This is a genomic window from Pseudomonas sp. M20 (assembly GCF_045037865.1).
GTDB lineage: Bacteria > Pseudomonadota > Gammaproteobacteria > Pseudomonadales > Pseudomonadaceae > Aquipseudomonas.
The window spans coordinates 3,675,461-3,694,373 of sequence record NZ_CP173611.1 but is presented as its reverse complement, the minus strand read 5'-3'; the positions used below and the strand labels follow the sequence as shown (position 1 = coordinate 3,694,373).

15 protein-coding genes are annotated in these 18,913 nt (G+C 59.0%); 8 read left to right on the top strand and 7 right to left on the bottom strand.

Going from position 1 to position 18,913, the window contains the following annotated elements:
• Positions 1-56 precede the first annotated feature (56 nt).
• A complete protein-coding gene (locus ACI514_RS16275; protein ID WP_405122030.1) occupies positions 57-983 on the top strand; it encodes a LysR family transcriptional regulator in 927 nt (308 codons plus the stop codon).
• A gap of 121 nt (positions 984-1,104) precedes the next feature.
• Here the strand turns inward: ACI514_RS16275 and ACI514_RS16270 are convergent, their stop codons facing one another.
• The 3 genes from ACI514_RS16270 to ACI514_RS16260 all read right to left on the bottom strand — a co-directional run bounded on the left by ACI514_RS16270 (position 1,105) and on the right by ACI514_RS16260 (position 4,736).
• On the bottom strand, positions 1,105-1,833 hold the full coding sequence (locus tag ACI514_RS16270; RefSeq protein WP_405122029.1) for an aspartate/glutamate racemase family protein: 729 nt from the start codon (positions 1,831-1,833) through the stop codon (positions 1,105-1,107).
• Positions 1,834-1,887: 54 nt separating this feature from the next.
• Positions 1,888-3,426: an NCS1 family nucleobase:cation symporter-1 gene (locus ACI514_RS16265; protein ID WP_405122028.1), complete on the bottom strand. Its 1,539-nt coding sequence runs from the start codon at positions 3,424-3,426 to the stop codon at positions 1,888-1,890.
• A gap of 575 nt (positions 3,427-4,001) precedes the next feature.
• Entirely contained in the window at positions 4,002-4,736 is a 735-nt protein-coding gene (locus ACI514_RS16260) for a phosphoadenylyl-sulfate reductase (RefSeq protein WP_160057037.1), read from the bottom strand.
• Between the two features lie 165 nt (positions 4,737-4,901).
• Here ACI514_RS16260 and thrH point away from each other — a divergent pair, with 165 nt between their 5' ends.
• The gene (thrH, locus tag ACI514_RS16255; protein WP_160057039.1) at positions 4,902-5,519 is read left to right on the top strand and encodes a bifunctional phosphoserine phosphatase/homoserine phosphotransferase ThrH; all 618 of its coding nucleotides are present in this window, start codon (positions 4,902-4,904) and stop codon (positions 5,517-5,519) included.
• 237 nt (positions 5,520-5,756) lie between these two features.
• On the top strand, positions 5,757-6,704 hold the full coding sequence (locus ACI514_RS16250; protein WP_405122027.1) for an IS110 family transposase: 948 nt from the start codon (positions 5,757-5,759) through the stop codon (positions 6,702-6,704).
• Positions 6,705-6,789: 85 nt separating this feature from the next.
• Here ACI514_RS16250 and pabB read toward each other — a convergent pair whose 3' ends face one another.
• From pabB to ACI514_RS16230, 4 genes are all read right to left on the bottom strand, one after another.
• A complete protein-coding gene (gene pabB, locus ACI514_RS16245; RefSeq protein ID WP_160057041.1) occupies positions 6,790-8,133 on the bottom strand; it encodes an aminodeoxychorismate synthase component I in 1,344 nt (447 codons plus the stop codon).
• Positions 8,134-8,456: 323 nt separating this feature from the next.
• Positions 8,457-9,443, bottom strand: a complete 987-nt coding sequence (locus ACI514_RS16240) for an alpha-L-glutamate ligase-like protein (RefSeq protein ID WP_160057043.1) — start codon at positions 9,441-9,443, stop codon at positions 8,457-8,459.
• Positions 9,443-10,978 carry an inactive transglutaminase family protein gene (locus ACI514_RS16235; protein WP_134175033.1) on the bottom strand — a complete coding sequence of 512 codons (1,536 nt, stop codon included), beginning with the start codon at positions 10,976-10,978 and terminating at the stop codon, positions 9,443-9,445. Before ACI514_RS16235 ends, ACI514_RS16240 begins: the two co-directional genes overlap by 1 nt.
• 5 nt (positions 10,979-10,983) lie before the next feature.
• Positions 10,984-11,520 (bottom strand): ATP-dependent zinc protease, encoded by a 537-nt coding sequence (locus ACI514_RS16230; RefSeq protein WP_008081000.1) that lies wholly within the window; start codon positions 11,518-11,520, stop codon positions 10,984-10,986.
• A gap of 357 nt (positions 11,521-11,877) precedes the next feature.
• Between ACI514_RS16230 and ACI514_RS16225 the strand changes: the two genes are divergently transcribed.
• The 5 genes from ACI514_RS16225 (at position 11,878) to prpF (ending at position 18,796) form a co-directional block, all read left to right on the top strand.
• Positions 11,878-12,600 carry a GntR family transcriptional regulator gene (locus ACI514_RS16225; protein ID WP_174244498.1) on the top strand — a complete coding sequence of 241 codons (723 nt, stop codon included), beginning with the start codon at positions 11,878-11,880 and terminating at the stop codon, positions 12,598-12,600.
• Positions 12,597-13,490: a methylisocitrate lyase gene (gene prpB, locus ACI514_RS16220; protein WP_103303868.1), complete on the top strand. Its 894-nt coding sequence runs from the start codon at positions 12,597-12,599 to the stop codon at positions 13,488-13,490. Before ACI514_RS16225 ends, prpB begins: the two co-directional genes overlap by 4 nt.
• A 136-nt stretch (positions 13,491-13,626) precedes the next feature.
• Positions 13,627-14,754, top strand: coding sequence for a 2-methylcitrate synthase (gene prpC / locus ACI514_RS16215; RefSeq protein WP_405122026.1), 1,128 nt, complete (start codon positions 13,627-13,629; stop codon positions 14,752-14,754).
• Positions 14,755-14,953: 199 nt separating this feature from the next.
• Entirely contained in the window at positions 14,954-17,548 is a 2,595-nt protein-coding gene (gene acnD / locus ACI514_RS16210) for a Fe/S-dependent 2-methylisocitrate dehydratase AcnD (RefSeq protein ID WP_405122025.1), read from the top strand.
• Between the two features lie 57 nt (positions 17,549-17,605).
• Entirely contained in the window at positions 17,606-18,796 is a 1,191-nt protein-coding gene (prpF, locus tag ACI514_RS16205) for a 2-methylaconitate cis-trans isomerase PrpF (RefSeq protein ID WP_405122024.1), read from the top strand.
• Positions 18,797-18,913 lie beyond the last annotated feature (117 nt).

Below are 18,913 nucleotides of genomic sequence, written 5' to 3'. Positions count from 1 at the left end.
CTGTGTAGACCATGATTGCTATAGTCTGTGTAAACCAGAAGTTTATAGTGGCAATCATGGAAACCTTCAGCAGCATTGAATGCTTCGTGCGCAGCGCCGAAGTCGGCAGCTTTGCCGAGGCCGCGCGACGCTTGAGCCTGACCCCGGCAGCCGTCGGCAAAAGTGTGGCCAAACTCGAAGTGCGGCTCGGCGTGCGGCTGTTCCAGCGTAGTACACGCAGCCTGACGCTGACCGAGGCCGGGCAACTTTTCCTGGATCAGGTCAGTGGCAGTTTGACGACGATTCAAAATGCCGTGGCCAATCTGTCCAGTGTCGAAGGCCTGCCGGCGGGAACGCTGAAAGTCAGCATGGGCGCAGCATTTGGCTGTCTGCATATCGTGCCGATGCTCGGTGAGTTTCTACGACGATATCCCGCGATCAATCCGGACTGGCATTTCGATAATCGACAGGTTGATCTGATCGGGCAGGGCTTTGATGCGGCCATTGGTGGTGGTTTTGAACTGCCGCAAGGGGTGATCGCACGCAAGTTGAGCCCGGCGCACCGTATATTGGTGGCATCCAAAGATTATCTACAGGCCAACCCCAAGATCATCGATCCAGACGACCTCAGCCATCACGACGGCATTCTGATCCGCTCGCCGCAAACCGGACGCGTGCGTTCCTGGCAATTGACCGGACGTAATCCACAGAACTGTCAGCCGTTGATGCTCAAGGCGCGAATGACCATGAGTGATTCCGAGGCGGCTTGCAGGACAGCAGCACAAGGCTTGGGAATCGCGCTGGTGAGTATGCCTTTTGCGGTGGGCTATCTGCAGGCCGGGACATTGCAGCGGGTGTTGCCGGACTGGTTTGTTGATGATGGCAATATCTCGATCTATTACGCCGAACATAAATTGTTGCCTGGCAAGACTCGGGCGTTTGTGGATTTTGTGATTGAGCAGTTTGCGGAGCAGGGGTTGGCGCGACGGTTCAGTGCGATTTGAGTAAGGCATCAGATCGAGTTGTGGCCTTCGCGAGCAGGCTCGCTCCCACATTTGGAATGCGTTTCCCCTGTGGGAGCGAACCTGCTCGCGAATGGGTCGACTCGGTTTTTCGCTGATGACCTCAGCGGGCAAACCGCCCCGGCCAGCCAATGATGGTCTTCGGTCGCGGTGTCGCGTAAGTCCGCACTTTCGAGGTTGATAACTTCAGTCGAACCAGCGATTCCGCAATCGTCACCGCCGCCGTCACTCCATCCACCACTGGCACCCCGGTACGCCGACGAATCTGCTCATCCAGCCCGGCCATGCCGCCGCAACCCAGGCAGATCACCTCGGCTTTGTCCTGCGTCACCGCCAGTTCTGCCTGATGCACGATGGCTTCCAAGGCACGCTGCGGCTCGTGTTCCAGTTCCAGCACCGCCAAACCACTGGCCCGTACCGAAGCGCAGCGGTCCCACAGACCGGACAGTTTCAACCGATCCTCAATCAGCGGCACGGTGCGATCCAGCGTGGTCACCACCGAATACGCATGCCCCAAAAACATCGCCGTACTCGCTGCAGCATCGGTGATGTCCACCACCGGCACGTTGAGCAATTCCTGCAAACCTTCACGACCATGTTCGCCGTAACCGGCCTGAATCACCGCGTCGAACGGTTGATCGTAGGCCATCACCCGATCCATCACCGCGATGGCCGCCAGATAGCTTTCGAAGTTGCCTTCAATCGAGTCGGCACCGAAGTACGGCGTCAAACCGACGATTTCGGTACCGGGTGACGCAACAGTCTGCGCTGAACGGGCGATGGCCTCGGTGATGGACTCGGTGGTGTTGACGTTGACCACGAGAATACGCATGGGGAAATCCTTATAGCGGGCAGTTCTGCGGCCCGAAACCGGGCCGCGAGGGAGTTAATGGCAGACGTTGTCGACAGCGATCGATTCGCCGCTGATGTCGGCGTAGTGCGGTTGGCGTTTGGCGATGATCAGGTAAAGCATTCCGGCGATCCCGGCGCCGATCAGCCAGGAGAACGGCGAGACGCTGTGGAAACCGGGAACCAAGGCCAGGACGATCGCGATCAGCGCCGCAGGAATAAACGCCGCCACCGCACGGAAATTGACGCCGTGGCTGTAGTAATAAGCGCCGTTGGGATCTTCGCTGTAGAGCTGCGGGACGTTGATCCGGCCTTTGCGGATCAACCAGTAGTCAACCATGATCACCCCGTACAACGGGCCGAGCAGGGCGCCGAGACCGGACAGGAAGTACACGATCACCAGTGGGCTGTTGTAGAGATTCCACGGCAGGATCAACACAGCGATGGTCGCGCTGATCAGCCCGGCGCGGCGGAAGGTCAGGTACTTCGGCGCCAGGTTGCTGAGGACGAAGGCCGGGGCGACGAAGTTGGCCATGATGTTCACCGCCACGGTGACAATCAGGAATGCCAGGCAACCGAGCACCAGGAAGAAGGTGTTGGGAATCGAGGCGATGATCTCGGTCGGGCTTTCGATGATCCGGCCATTGATCTGAAATTGCGCGCCGCAGAGCAGGACAGTAATCGCAGCGAACACCAGAATATTCACCGGCAAACCCCAGAAGTTTCCTACCTTGATGGTCTTGCGGCACGGCGAGGAGCGGGCGAAGTCGCAGAAATTCAGAATCAACGTGCCGTAGATCGCCAGCCACAACGCGCCGCCGGCAAAGATGTTGCGCCACATCTCGCCACCGGTGAGCGGTTCGCGGATCGACCAGGCGATGGTCGCGTCGGCCTGGAAATACATCCAGGCGGCGAGGGCGGCAACGGTTAGCAGAATCACCGGCCCGGCAAACGCTTCGTAGCGGCGAACCATCTCCATGCCGTAGGCGAGGATCGCCAGTTGTACGAACCAGATCGCCACGAAGCAAATCCAACCCAGCGTCGACAGGCCAAGAATCGAATCGTGGTCGTATTCGGCAAAACCGGGATGCACTGCGGTGAGCAATACGCGGAACACCACCGACGCCAGATACGTCTGAATGCCGAACCAGGCGATGGCGATAACCGCCCGGATCAGTGCAGGAATTTGCGCGCCGTGGATGCCGAAACTGATCCGGCTGATCACCGGAAACGGCACTCCGGTTTTCTGCCCCATGTAACCGGACAGGTTCATGAAGAAATACACCAGCGCCGCACCAATCCCCAGCGACAGCAGAATCTGCCAGCCCCCCAGGCCCAGGGCGTACAGGCCAATGGCGAACGAGTAGTTGGCGATGTTGTGCACATCGTTGGTCCACAGGGCGAAGATGCTGTATTTGCCCCAGCGTCGACCTTCGGCCTTGGTTGGCGCCAGATCGCTGTTGTGCAGGCGGGGGCTCAGTTGCAGCGGCTCAATCAGGCCATCGTGCGGCGACGGTTGATCGAGAGCAGAGGCAGGCAGATTCAGCGCGATGTTATTGGAGAGACTTGTACGCATTCCGGCAGGCTCCTGATGTTCAAGGCTGCGATGACTGTGCATAAGCCGTGAGGCTCGACAAATCTTCGTCGCGGCCAGCAAACATCACTGGTTACGGGGCATCTGCAGCCTGTACGGGATAGGGCGCTTCAGGCTTGCGGATCGAAAGTGTTTATGTTTTGCAGTTTTGTATACAAAACATGTATGCACCTAAGCCAGATCTGTGCCAGTCGTTGATCTATGCGCAACCGTGCTCATTTCGAAAAGTTATCGATGAGCGCTAAGTGTCTGAAAATAATTGGTTAAAAATTGACCGGTTGAACAGGTATTTATTTTTGGCGCGGGAATTTCATCGCGGATTGGAGTGAGCGTTTTGCAGGCGGGATGTAACTTTTCAGGGCGCGGAAACAAAAAAGTGCACACATAAATGGCACCGATGGTGACATTCGTGTGTACACGTTTTTAGAGTCGCTAGTGACCTTTGTAGGAGTGAGCCTGCTCGCGATAGCGGTATATCAGGCAAAAAATTCATCGACTGAGACACCGTTATCGCGAGCAGGCTCACTCCTACAGGGGGAAATCAGCGCGACAGGGAGTTACGTCTTGCTGATGATGTTACCGGCATGCAGCCCGCACTCTTTCTGCGTCGCTTCTTCCCACCACCAGCGCCCCTCGCGCTCGTGCTGGTTCGGCAGCACCGGGCGGGTGCACGGTTCGCAGCCGATGCTGATAAAGCCGCGCTCATGCAGGCTGTTGTACGGCAGTTCGAGCATGCGGATGTAACCCCAGATCTCTTCGCTGGTCATCTGCGCCAGCGGGTTGAACTTGTACAGGGTGCGCTCAGGAGTGGAGAACGCAGTATCGATTTCCATCACCGCCACGGCACTGCGTGTACCCGGGCTCTGGTCGCGGCGCTGGCCGGTGGCCCAGGCTTTGACACCGGACAGTTTGCGGCGCAGCGGCTCGATCTTGCGGATGCCGCAGCATTCGCCGTGGCCGTCCTTGTAAAAACTGAACAGGCCTTTTTCCTTCACGAACGGTTCGAGTTTCGTGTAGTCCGGCGACACCAGTTCGATATCGATCTTGTAGTGCTCGCGCACTTGATCGATGAAGCGGTAGGTCTCTGGATGCAGACGGCCGGTGTCGAGGCTGAACACCTTGACGTTCTTGTTGAGCTTCCAGGCCATGTCCACCAGCACCACATCCTCGGCGCCGCTGAAAGATATCCACAGGTCATCGCCGAACTCGGCAAACGCGAGTTTGAGGATGTCTTGCGCGGATTTGTTGGCATAGGTCGTGGCGAGTTCCACGACGTCGAACGTTGCACTCATCAGGGCGGCTTCCTACAGGTCGGTGGCGCTGGGCGCTCTATATGGCGCTGATGGTAACAAAAAGCTGCACGACTCGGGGACGTGCTGTGCGTTGCGCGTCTGCATGTGAGTCGCTAGAGTTCGGCCTCGCTCGACTCAAATAATCAATACAAACGGGAGTGTCTTGTGGAAATTGCTTGCCTGGATCTTGAAGGGGTGTTGGTGCCGGAAATCTGGATCGCCTTCGCCGAAAAAACCGGAATCGAATCCCTCAAGGCCACGACCCGGGACATTCCCGATTACGACGTGCTGATGAAGCAGCGCCTGCGCATCCTTGATGAGCATGGCTTGAAGCTGTCGGACATTCAGGAAGTGATCGCCACGCTGAAGCCGTTGGACGGGGCGGTGGAATTCGTCAACTGGCTGCGCGAGCGCTTTCAGGTAGTGATTCTGTCGGACACGTTTTACGAGTTTTCACAGCCGCTGATGCGCCAGTTGGGCTTCCCGACGTTGCTTTGCCATCGTCTGATTACTGACGAGACCGGGCGGGTGACCAGCTATCAACTGCGTCAGAAAGATCCCAAGCGTCAGTCGGTGCTGGCGTTCAAGAGCCTGTATTACCGGGTGATTGCGGCGGGGGATTCGTATAACGATACGACGATGCTGGGCGAGGCGGACGCGGGGATTCTGTTTCACGCGCCGGAGAATGTGATTCGCGAGTTTCCGCAGTTTCCGGCGGTGCATACCTTTGCCGAGTTGAAACAGGAATTCTTGAAGGCTTCTAATAGAGAGTTGAGTTTTTAGTCGTCTGGAAGGACGCCTTCGCGAGCAGGCTCGCTTGTATGGTAGGACTTGAAGGGAGGAGGAGGGACAAGGCTCGATTCTGACTGTTAGCGCAGTACAGACCGTGGGAGATTTCACCCTCCTCCTTTCACCCAAGCGCCGATAAAGAATGCATCTGGCCTAGACCGACGATAGGAACAAGCCTGCGCCTCTGGGTGAACCCTTCAAGTGTTCAAACCTTAGCCCGGAGGATTTCTCATGGCAATGCCCGTCGCTACTACTCAGTCGATCATCGGGGTTGATGTCGCCAAGGATGAACTGGTGATTTATTGCGCCGAATCAGATCATCTCGAGACAATCTCTAACACCAAAGCAGCAATCAAAAAATGGCTCAAAACTGTAGCCAAGCCAGTGGCAATCGCCATCGAAGCCACCAATATCTATCACCAGGAATTTGCTGATCTGGCGCATGCCGATGGGTGCGTGATCTATATGGTTGGCGGTTATGAGCTCAGCCATTACCGCAAAGGCGTGAACGTTCGCGCGAAGACTGATGCGCTGGATGCCCGATTACTGGCCCGTTATCTCACAAACGAAGGGGACCACTTACGCCCTTGGACACCGCCGTCGCCCTTGTATTGCCGGCTCATCAGTCTTTTCCGGCGCCGTGCGGCTCTGGTCCAGGCTCGTGTCAGCCTCAAGCAGAGCTGGGAGAATGAGCCGTTGCTCAAAACCGCTTTCAAAAATCAGATAAACGCCATGCAAAGACTGGAAATCCTGCTGGAGAAAACGATCCTGACGCAGATAGACGAAGCCGATTTAGGTGCTCAGCTCAAGCGTTGCATGAAGGTAGAAGGCATCGGTACGTTGACCGGTGCCCGCTTGCTCGCATCCTTTCAGCGTGGGGACTTCAAGAATGCCGACGCTTTCATCGCCTTTCTAGGCCTGGATCTGCGCATATCTGACTCAGGCAAAAAGAAAGGCCGTCGCTGCCTGACCAAACGAGGCGACTCAGAGGCGCGTCGGTTGCTGCACAACGCTGCAATGGCGGCGAGCCGAACCTCGGCGTGGAAAGGATTTTATGAGGCTTTGAGAGAGCGCGGACTGAGCACTACCCAAGCACTGGTTGCACTAGCCCGCAAGCTTGCGCGGGTGGTATTTGCTCTGTTGAAAAACCAGAGCGAATACTCACCTAAAGCCGTTTAGGGGCTAGGCATGAACCATAGAATCTCCCACATTTGGAACGTATTCACCCTGTGGGAGCGAGCCTGCTCGCGAAGCTTTTAAGCTTTTAGAGGTTCTGCAGGGTTTCCAGGAGGATTTTGACTTTGGTGATCGACTCCTGATACTCCGCCTGCCAGTCCGAATCGGCAACAATCCCGCCGCCGCCCCAGCAACAAACCTGCCCATCCTTGACCAACAGACTGCGAATCGCGATGGAACTGTCCATCTCTCCGCGCACGTCCAGATACAGCAGCGACCCGCAATACAACCCACGCCGCGTCGGCTCCAGCTCATCAATGATCTGCATCGCGCGAATCTTCGGCGCGCCGGTGATCGAGCCGCCGGGGAAGCTGCCGGCAATCAGATCCAGTGCATCGCGGTCATCCGCCAATTCACCGGTCACGCTGCTGACCAGGTGATGCACGTTCGGATAGCTTTCCAGGCTGAACAACTCCGGCACCCGCACCGAGCCGATGCGGCAGGTGCGGCCGAGGTCGTTGCGCAACAGGTCGACGATCATCAGGTTTTCCGCGCGATCCTTGGGGCTGGCCAGCAGTTCAGCGGCGTTGGCGGCATCTTCGGCGGGTGTCAGGCCACGCGGGCGGGTGCCTTTGATCGGGCGAGTTTCCACCTGGCGCTGGCTGACTTTGACGAAGCGCTCGGGTGACAGACTCAACACGGCGCCGCCGTCGGGCAGGCTCTGGAAACCGGAAAACGGCGTCGGGCAGGCTTCGCGCAATTTGCAGTAGGCCAGCCACGGGTCGCCCTGGCACGACGCGCGGAAACGCTGAGCGAAATTGACCTGATAGCAGTCGCCGGCCTGGATGTAATGCTGAATGCGTTCGAACGCCTGGCGGTAATCGTCGGCCGAGAGATCGGCGGCCATCGGCTTGTTCAGTTTGAACGGGATCAGTGCACTGGCGACTGGCTGCGTGAACAACGCAATCAGCCGCTGTTTCTCGCTATCAATCACCGACGGGTGGAAGACCAATTGGCTGGTGGCCGCCTGGTGATCGCTGATCAGTGCCCAGTCGTAGAGGCCAAAACGTGCATCCGGCAGCTGCAGATCATCGCGGGCCTGGCTCGGCAGGTTTTCCAGATGCCGGCCGAAGTCGTAGCTCAGATAACCGATCAAGCCGCCAGCGAATGGCAGTTCGAAACCCGCTGGCAAATCAGCCTCACCGAGGCGATTCAGATTGTCACGCAGACGTTGCAGGAAATGGCTGCCGCTTTCGTCAGGCAACACCGCCAGTTGTTCCAGTGGCCAGGCGCTGAGCAGGTCATAACGGCCACGGTCAGCGCTCGGCCGGCCACTGTCGAGCAGCACGGCGCCGGGCGCGTTGCGGATGGCCGCGAAGTAGTCGGCGGGATTGGCGCGGTAGGGCAGCGGGTGTACGGAACAGGTCAACATGGGCGGGGCAGATCGGCCGTTGAGGCGGGGAGGGGGATTGTAGTCCTCTCCGATGCCAGATCAAAGTCAAAAGCCTCCCCCTCACCCCAACCCTCTCCCCCAAGGGGGGGCGAGGGGGAAAGGGAGCCGATCTTCATGCTTTTCAAGATCCAGGTTCGGCTCGATATCTCAAGCTGGCGAGGGGGATGGGGGCAGATCGGGGGCTTTTCAAGACCTGAGTTCGACTCGATATCTCAGGTCGATGTACCTCGAACAATCGACTCGGTCAGTCCCCTCTCCCTCTGGGAGAGGGCTAGGGTGAGGGGCTTTTAGTTTTTCAGCTCTTAGCCTTCGACCGCAGGAATATGCCCAAACATTTCCTGAGTAAACGCCACCCGCTCCTCAACCGTCTCCGTCACCCCACGCGCCTTCAGCTCTTCAAGCCGCGCTTCCACCGCATGTGTACGCAACGTCAGCCCACAGTCGTTGGCAATCTGAATATTCAACCCCGGCCGCGCATTCAGCTCCAGAATCAGCGGACCTTTCTCCTGATCCAGCACCATATCAACGCCGATATAGCCCAACCCGCACAGCTCATAACAGCCAGCCGCGAGCTTCATGAAACCGTCCCAGTAGGGCAGTTGCACGCCGTCCACCGCGTTGGTGGTGTCGGGGTGTTTGGTGATGATGTTGTTCAGCCAGGTGCCACGCAACGTCAAACCGGTCGCCAGATCGACACCGACGCCAATCGCGCCCTGGTGCAGGTTGGCCTTGCCGCCCGACTGCCGGGTCGGCAGGCGCAGCATCGCCATCACCGGATAACCCATCAGCACGATGATGCGGATGTCCGGCACACCTTCGTAGCTGATGCTTTTGAAGATCTGATCCGGCGTTACCCGGTATTCGATCAGCGCGCGGTCACGGTGGCCGCCCAGCGAATACAGGCCAGTGAGGATGCTCGAGATGTGATGCTCAAGCTCCTCATGGGCGAGGATCTTGCCAGACACCGTGCGATAGCGGCCCTCGAAGCGGTCGGCAATCACGATGATGCCGTCGCCGCCCGCGCCCTGCGCCGGTTTGATTACGAAATCGTTGCGCCCGCCGATGATCTCGTCGAGCTTGTCGATTTCCTTCTCGGTGGAGATCACACCATACAGTTCCGGCACATGGATGCCGGCCTCGATGGCGCGCTCCTTGGTGATGATCTTGTCATCGACGATCGGGTACAGGCTGCGCTTGTTGTACTTGAGCACGTAGTCGGCGTTACGCCGATTGATGCCCATGATGCCCCGCGCCTCCAGGGCCTTCCAGGTCTTCCAGAAACCGAACATCAGGCGTCAGCCTTCTTCAGGAAAGCCTTGAAGCGCACCAGCTCGGTCAGGCGGTAGCCGCGATAACGCCCCATCGCCAACATGAAGCCGACCAGAATCAGCAGGATCGCAGGGAAGGTAAACACGAAGTACACCAGCTCAGGCACGGTCATGATCAGGTGCGCCAGAGAAGCGGCGAACAGCGTACCAATCGCGACTTTCATCGCATGGCTGGCACCGCGCTCTTCCCAAGTGATCGACAGGCGTTCGATGGTCATGGTCAGAATCACCATCGGGAACAGCGCTACAGACAAGCCGCGCTCCAGACCCAGTTTATGGCTGAACAAACTGATCGCCGCGATCAGCACTACGACAAAGGTCAACACCACCGAGAGTCGCGGCAGCATTTGCAGCTTCAGGTGTTCCAGATACGAACGTAATGACAGGCCCAGCGCGGTGATCACGGTAAACAGCAGAATGCCGAAGCCCAGCTGCGTTTCGCGGAAGGCGAGAGCGATCAGTACCGGGGTAAACGTGCCGAGGGTCTGCAGGCCGATCAGGTTGCGCAGTATCAGAATCACCAGCACGCCGATCGGGATCATCACCATGATCATGAAGGTCTGCTGGGTCTGCAGCGGCAAGCCATACAGCGAGTATTCGAGGAAGTTGGCGTCGGTGTTTTCGTCGGTCAGCTTGGCCAGACGAATCGCGTTCATCTCGCTGTTGTTCAGGCTGAAGGTCACGTTGGCTTTTTTGCCACCGTCGACGGTGATCAGGTTTTCATCGCCGGTCCACCACAGCAGGCGGTCGGTCGGCAGGCCTTGCTCGCCGGTTTCCGGGTTGAAGTACAGCCAGTCGTTGCCGTTGAAGCTGCGCAGCCACAGTTCAGGCATTTGTGGCTGGTCGGCGACGAGGCGGATGGTGTGGACTTTTTCCACCGGGACGTGGGCGATGGACAACAGCAGTTCGACGATTTTGGCTTTGTGCGCCGTCGATGGATCGCCGGCCAGCAGCAGTTTCACGTTGTCATCGTTAAGGTTGTTGACGCGTTTGATCGCCTCGCCAATAAAGGTTTCGACGTCGGCCGAGTGTTGGCGAATCGGCGCGAGCAGGGCTTCGGCGGCGATTTTCTCAGGGCCTTCGATGGCGATGCTGTCGCGGAAGGTCGGGCCCTTGATCTTGGATTTTTCGGCGGTGTAACGCTTGGTCAGCACCAAACGGTAATAAAGGGTTTGGTTGCCCTTGGCCCGGCGCGCCGACCAGGTGACCTTGCGGTTGCCGTCGACGCGGTTGACGGCGACGCCGTAGTTATTGGAGATAAAGCTTTCGTTGAGACTGACGTAGTCGCGGCTCAACGGTGGCACGAACATCTGGATCTTCACCGGATCCTTGGTGCTGGCGACGAACTCGACCTTGGCGTCGATGTTCCACAAGTCGTCGGTGGCATCTTCGGTCACCGGGATGCCGAGCACGAAAATCTGATAGGCCGTAACCGAAACGCCCAGGAGCACCAGAATGGTGATCAGGATTTTCAGGTGGAAGGTTAGAGAACGCATGGAAATTACTCGGCGGTATGAGCGGCGATGGTGCAGGCGGGTTTGCCGGCAGCGTATTTAAGGCTTGGATCGACCAGCGCATCGAAGCGTTTCAGCGCTTCGGAGCCAATCAAAAGCGGGTATTGGAACGCACTTCGGTCGGTCAGGTTCACTTCGATGCTGCGAAGCGCCGTGCCCATGCAGATATCCAGCTCGATCACCGGACGGGCGGTGTACTTCTTACCCTCTTCAGGGTCGTAGTCGCCGGCGCGGCGCTTGATCTTGCTGACCCGGGCCAACGGCCGTTCGATCGGGTGCGAATGCGCGGCGTCAATCGCCAGGTAGAAACGTACCCAGGACTCACCATTGCGTTTAAAGCGTTTGATGTCGCGGGCACTCAGCGAGGCGGTTTTCGCGCCCGTATCGAGTTTGGCTGCGACTTCGAGATTGATGCCGTCAAGCGAAGCGTATTCGTTGAGGCCGTACACGGTTTTTTCCCCCGCGGCGGCGAGGCCGGGCAGGCAAAACAGGGCAAAGAATGTGGGAAAAGGCTTGAGTCTCATAAATCCTGGTGCGCAGCGTTCCGTTTTCGGTTCAGGTCCTTGGCAAAACTTGCGCAAGGCCCTTCGTGTGCCTGGCAGCTTTATATGACAAGCCGTACAAATGGCCAGCAAATGCGGGCGGCATTCTAGCACGGTGGTTTTATGGCGCCAGCGCCGGGGCCGGTCTATAAAACATCAAAAGATCGCAGCCTTCGGCAGCTCCTACATAGGATTTGCGTGCGACCTGTAGGAGCTGCCGAAGGCTGCGATCTTTTAAGGTTATTAGACGATTGTCGACAATGCCCATTTATCCTTTGACTGATGCGGGCTAATTGGCTAGTTTTTGCCGCATTGGATTTAAAGGTGTCGACAATCATGCTGGATCAACTCGATCCCCCGGTCATCAGCGGCGACGATTCCGAGACACTCTCGGAAAACGTCTTCCGGCGCATTCAGGCAGCCATCGTCAAAGGCGAGATCGCTCCGGGCAGCAAGATCTCCGAGCCGGAGCTGGCGCGCACCTACGGCATCAGCCGTGGGCCGTTGCGTGAGGCGATTCATCGCCTGGAAGGCCAGCGCCTGCTGGTGCGCGTACCACACGTTGGTGCGCGGGTGGTCTCGCTCAGCCACGCCGAATTGCTCGAACTCTACGAAATCCGCGAATCCCTCGAGGGCATGGCCTGCCGTCTGGCGGCCGAACGCATGAGCGTCGAAGAAATCGACGAACTGCGCCGGGTGCTGGAAACCCACGAGCGCGACGCGGCGTTTCAGGCCGGCGTGGGTTATTACCAACAGGAAGGTGATTTCGACTTCCATTACCGGATCATCCAGGGCAGCGGCAACCGCACGCTGACGCAGATGCTCTGCGGCGAGCTCTATCAATTGGTGCGCATGTACCGCATCCAGTTCTCCACCACACCGAACCGCCCGCGTCAGGCCTTCGCCGAACACCACCGGATTCTCGATGCCATCGCCGACCGTGACGGCGAGCTCGCGGAATTGTTGATGCGCCGTCACATCGGCGCCTCGAAACGCAACATCGCCCGTCATTACCAGGACGGCACCCACAATAAGACAGCCACTGAACGAGGTGAGTCATGAGTTCCAAGCACAGCACCCCAGGCCAGCGTTTCCGCGATGCGGTCGCCAGCGAGCATCCCTTGCAGGTGGTCGGCGCGATCAACGCCAACCACGCGCTGCTGGCCAAGCGCGCCGGTTTCAAGGCGATCTACCTGTCCGGTGGCGGGGTGGCCGCAGGCTCGCTCGGCGTGCCGGATCTGGGCATCACCGGTCTGGATGACGTGCTGACCGACGTGCGCCGTATCACCGACGTTTGCGATCTGCCGCTGCTGGTCGACGTCGACACCGGTTTCGGCTCGTCGGCGTTCAACGTCGCGCGCACGGTGAAGTCGATGATCAAGTTCGGCGCGGCGGCGATTCATATCGAGGATCAGGTTGGCGCCAAGCGTTGCGGCCACCGTCCTAATAAAGAGATCGTCAGCCAGCAGGAAATGGTCGACCGCATCAAAGCCGCCGTCGATGCCCGCACCGATGACAGCTTTGTGATCATGGCCCGCACCGATGCGCTGGCGGTGGAAGGTCTGGAATCGGCACTCGATCGCGCTGCCGCGTGCATTGAGGCCGGTGCTGACATGATTTTCCCGGAAGCGATCACTGAGCTGGAGATGTACAAGCTGTTCGCCAACCGTGTGAAAGCGCCGATTCTGGCCAACATCACCGAGTTCGGTTCGACACCGCTGTACACCACCGAGCAACTGGCTGGCGCCGATGTTTCGCTGGTGCTCTATCCACTGTCGGCGTTCCGCGCGATGAACAAGGCCGCGGAAAACGTCTACACCGCAATCCGCCGCGACGGCACGCAGCAGAATGTCATCGACACCATGCAGACTCGCATGGAGCTTTACGATCGCATCGATTACCACACGTTCGAGCAGAAGCTCGATGCGTTGTTTGCACAAAAGAAAGGCTGAATCAAACCCTGTGGGAGCGAGCCTGCTCGCGAAAGCGGCGGGTCAGGCAATATCAATGTGACTGACACGACGCATTCGCGAGCAGGCTCGCTCCCACAAGTTTCCCCATACAAATTCAAGAAGATTGGAGAACACAATGGCCGAAGCAAAAGTACTCAGTGGCGCCGGGCTCCGTGGCCAGGTTGCCGGGCAAACCGCACTGTCCACCGTGGGCCAGGCCGGTGCCGGGCTGACCTATCGCGGCTACGACGTGCGTGAACTGGCAGCCGATGCGCAATTTGAAGAAGTCGCGTACTTGCTGCTGTACGGCGAGCTGCCAACGAAAGCGCAACTTGACGAATACCAAGGCAAACTGAGCAAGCTGCGCGACCTGCCGCAAGCGCTGAAAGAAGTGCTCGAACGCATCCCTGCCGACGCCCACCCGATGGACGTGATGCGCACCGGTTGCTCGTTCCTCGGCAACATCGAACCGGAGAAAGACTTCTCCGAGCAGCGCGACAAGACTGACCGTCTGCTCGCCGCGTTCCCGGCGATCATGTGCTACTGGTATCGCTTCAGCCACGACGGCAAACGCATCAACTGCGTTAGCGACGAGCCGACTATCGGCGGCCACTTCCTGCACCTGCTGCACGACAAGAAACCGAGCGAACTGCACGTCAAAGTGATGAACGTCTCGCTGATCCTTTACGCCGAACACGAATTCAACGCCTCGACCTTCACCGCCCGCGTTTGCGCCTCGACCCTGTCCGATTTGTATTCTTGCGTGACCGCCGCCATCGGCTCACTGCGCGGCCCGTTGCACGGCGGCGCCAACGAAGCGGCGATGGAAATGATCGAACGCTTCTCGTCGCCGGAAGAGGCAATCAAAGGCACCCTCGGCATGCTCGAACGCAAAGACAAGATCATGGGCTTCGGGCACGCGATCTATAAGGACAGCGATCCGCGCAACGAGGTGATCAAGGGCTGGTCGAAAAAACTCGCGGATGAAGTCGGTGACAAGGTGTTGTTTCCGGTTTCCGAAGCGATCGACAAGACCATGTGGGAGCAGAAAAAACTGTTCCCCAACGCCGATTTCTACCATGCCTCGGCGTACCACTTCATGGGCATCCCGACCAAGCTGTTCACGCCGATTTTCGTCTGCTCGCGCCTGACCGGCTGGGCTGCGCATGTGTTCGAACAGCGCGCCAACAACCGCATCATCCGTCCAAGCGCCGAGTACGTCGGCGTTGAACAGCGCAAGTTCGTGCCAATCGAACGTCGCTGAAATGGTGAGCTGACCCGGAACCAGAGAGCACCGCTAGACCCTGTGGGAGCGAGCCTGCTCGCGAAGACGGACTGACATCCAGCATGGATGTAGACTGATCTACCGCTTTCGCGAGCAGGCTCGCTCCCACAGTGGACGGTGTGTAACTCAGGTTTCTGGCCTCACCCTTTGAAACTACCGTGACCCGAGTCCTGACCCGATGAACACAGAATTCCGTAAAACCCTGACCGGCAGCCCTCTGGATTATTTCGACGCCCGTGCGGCGGTCGAAGCGATTCAGCCCGGCAGTTACGACACCCTGCCGTACACCTCCCGCGTGCTGGCGGAAAACCTCGTACGTCGCTGCGACCCGGCCACGCTCACCGATTCCCTCAAACAACTGATCGAACGCAAACGCGACCTCGACTTCCCGTGGTTCCCGGCGCGCGTGGTCTGCCACGACATTCTCGGCCAGACCGCGCTGGTCGACCTCGCCGGTTTGCGTGACGCGATCGCCTTGCAGGGCGGCGATCCGGCGCAGGTCAATCCGGTGGTGCCGACGCAATTGATCGTCGACCACTCGCTGGCAGTGGAAGCGGGCGGTTTCGACAAGCAGGCGTTCGAGAAAAACCGCGCCATCGAAGACCGGCGCAACGAAGACCGTTTTCACTTCATCAACTGGACCAAAAAGGCTTTCAAGAACGTTGATGTGATCCCGCCGGGCAACGGCATCATGCACCAGATCAACCTGGAGAAAATGTCACCGGTGATTCAGGTGCGTGAGGGCGTCGCGTTCCCCGATACTTGCGTCGGCACCGACAGCCACACCCCGCATGTCGATGCTTTGGGCGTGATCGCCATCGGCGTCGGCGGCCTCGAAGCCGAGAGCGTGATGCTCGGTCGCGCGTCGTGGATGCGTCTGCCGGAAAGCGTCGGCGTCGAACTGACCGGCAAGCTGCAACCGGGCATCACCGCCACCGACATGGTGCTGGCGCTGACCGAATACCTGCGCAAACAGAAAGTCGTCGGCGCGTGGCTGGAATTCTTCGGCGAAGGCGCCGCCGCGCTGACCCTCGGCGACCGCGCGACCATTTCCAATATGGCCCCGGAATATGGCGCCACGGCGGCGATGTTCTACATCGATCAGCAGACCATCGATTACCTGAAACTGACCGGTCGTGAAGACCAGCAAGTGCAGCTCGTCGAGCAATACGCCAAGCTCACCGGCCTCTGGGCCGACAGTCTGAAAGGTGCGCAATATGAGCGCGGTCTGACTTTCGACCTGTCTTCGGTGGTGCGCAACATGGCCGGCCCGAGCAACCCGCACGCGCGCGTCGCGGTGTCGGATCTGGCCGCCAAAGGCATCTCCGGGCAGTGGGATGACGTGCCGGGGCAAATGCCTGACGGCGCGGTGATCATCGCCGCCATCACCAGTTGCACCAACACTAGCAACCCGCGCAACGTGATTGCTGCCGGCCTGCTGGCGCGCAACGCCAACAAGCTCGGTCTGACCCGCAAGCCGTGGGTGAAATCCTCGCTGGCGCCGGGTTCGAAAACCGTGGCGTTGTACCTCGATGAAGCAGGACTGACCACTGAGCTGGAGCAGCTCGGTTTCGGTGTCGTCGCCTTCGCTTGCACCACGTGCAATGGCATGTCCGGCGCGCTCGATCCGCTGATCCAGCAAGAGATTATCGATCGCGATCTCTACGCCACCGCCGTGCTCTCGGGCAACCGCAACTTCGACGGCCGCATTCACCCGTACGCCAAGCAAGCGTTCCTCGCCTCGCCGCCGCTGGTGGTCGCCTATGCGATTGCCGGGACCATCCGCTTCGATATCGAGAAGGACGTGTTGGGCGTGGTCGATGGCAAGGAAATCCGCCTGAAAGACATCTGGCCGAGCGATGAAGAAATCGACGCCGTGGTGAAGTCTTCGGTCAAGCCTGAGCAGTTCCGTCAGGTCTACATTCCGATGTTCGCCATCCACGAAGACACCGGCCCGAAAGTCACGCCGCTGTACGACTGGCGCGAGATGAGCACCTACATCCGCCGTCCGCCGTACTGGGAAGGCGCACTGGCCGGCGCCCGTCCGCTCAAAGGCATGCGCCCGCTGGCGGTGCTGCCGGACAACATCACCACCGATCACCTGTCGCCGTCCAACGCAATCATGCTCGACAGCGCCGCCGGCGAATACCTGGCGAAAATGGGTCTGCCGGAAGAAGACTTCAACTCGTACGCCACCCACCGTGGTGACCACTTGACCGCGCAACGCGCGACGTTCGCCAACCCGAAACTGTTCAACGAAATGGTCGTGGAAAACGGCAAGGTCAAGCAGGGTTCGCTGGCCCGTGTCGAGCCGGAAGGAAAAGTGATGCGCATGTGGGAAGCCATCGAAACCTACATGGAACGCAAGCAGCCGCTGATCATCATTGCCGGCGCCGATTACGGTCAGGGATCGTCCCGCGACTGGGCGGCGAAAGGCGTGCGACTGGCCGGCGTCGAAGCGATTGCCGCTGAGGGTTTCGAGCGCATTCACCGCACCAACCTGGTGGGCATGGGCGTGTTGCCGCTGGAGTTCAAAGCGGGCACCGACCGTCACACCCTGGCCATCGACGGCAGCGAAACCTACGACGTGATCGGCGAGCGCAAACCGCGTGCGGATCTGACACTGGTGATCCATCGCCAGGACGGCGAGCGCGTTGAGGTGCCGGTGACCTGTCGTCTGGATACCGCTGAAGAAGTGTCGATCTACGAGGCTGGCGGCGTATTGCAGCGCTTCGCGCAGGACTTCCTTGAAGAGTCGGCGGTTGCCGTTTAAAAAATCAACTGATGTGGGCATGGGATTTTAAGTCCCATGCTTTCGGTAAGGAGCAATATGGCTCACGCACCACAAATCAAAATCCCCGCCACCTACATGCGCGGCGGCACCAGCAAAGGCGTGTTCTTCAGCCTCAAGGATCTGCCTGAAGCGGCACAGATTCCCGGCCCGGCTCGCGACGCTTTATTGCTGCGCGTGATCGGCAGTCCTGACCCGTACGACAAGCAGATCGACGGCATGGGCGGCGCGACTTCGAGCACCAGCAAAACCGTGATCCTGTCGAAAAGCATCAAGGCCGATCACGACGTCGATTACCTGTTCGGACAGGTCTCGATCGACAAGCCGTTCGTGGACTGGAGCGGCAACTGCGGCAACCTCTCGGCTGCGGTCGGTTCGTTTGCCATCAGCAACGGTCTGGTCGACGCCAGCCGCATTCCGCACAACGGTGTCGCGGTGGTGCGCGTGTGGCAGGCCAACATTGGCAAAACGATTATTGCCCACGTGCCGATCACCAACGGCGAAGTGCAGGAAACCGGTGATTTCGAACTCGACGGCGTGACCTTTCCTGCGGCCGAAGTGCAAGTTGAATTCATGGACCCGGCAGCGGAAGAAGAGGGTGGCGGTGGCTCGATGTTTCCTACCGGCAACCTGATCGATGAGCTGGAAGTGCCGGGTGTCGGTACGTTCAAGGCGACCATGATCAACGCCGGTATCCCGACGATTTTCGTCAACGCCGCAGACATCGGTTACACCGGGACCGAGTTGCAGAGTGCGATCAACAGCGATCCGCAAGCGCTGCAGATGTTCGAGACGATTCGAGCTTATGGCGCGTTGCGCATGGGCCTGATTGCCAATGTGGATGAAGCGGCCAAGCGGCAGCACACGCCGAAAGTCGCGTTCGTTGCCAAGCCTGCTGATTACGTGGCGTCGAGTGGCAAAGCGGTTGGGGCTGGCGATGTGGATTTGCTGGTGCGCGCGTTGTCGATGGGCAAGTTGCACCACGCGATGATGGGCACGGCGGCGGTGGCGATTGGGACTGCGGCGGCTATTTCCGGCACGTTGGTAAACCTTGCTGCCGGTGGCGTTGAACGCAATGCCGTGCGTTTCGGGCATCCGTCCGGGACCTTGCGCGTTGGCGCTGAAGCCAGTCTGGAAAACGGCGAGTGGATCGTCAAAAAAGCCATCATGAGCCGTAGTGCCCGCGTGCTGATGGAAGGCTATGTACGCATCCCCGGAGACTCTTTCTGATTCGATAACCTTTGCCCTCACCCCAGCCCTCTCCCGGAGGGAGAGGGGGCCGACCGAGGTGTCTGGGGTTGTACATTGATCTGATCGATTATGGATTCAGCGCAGATCGTTCACTTC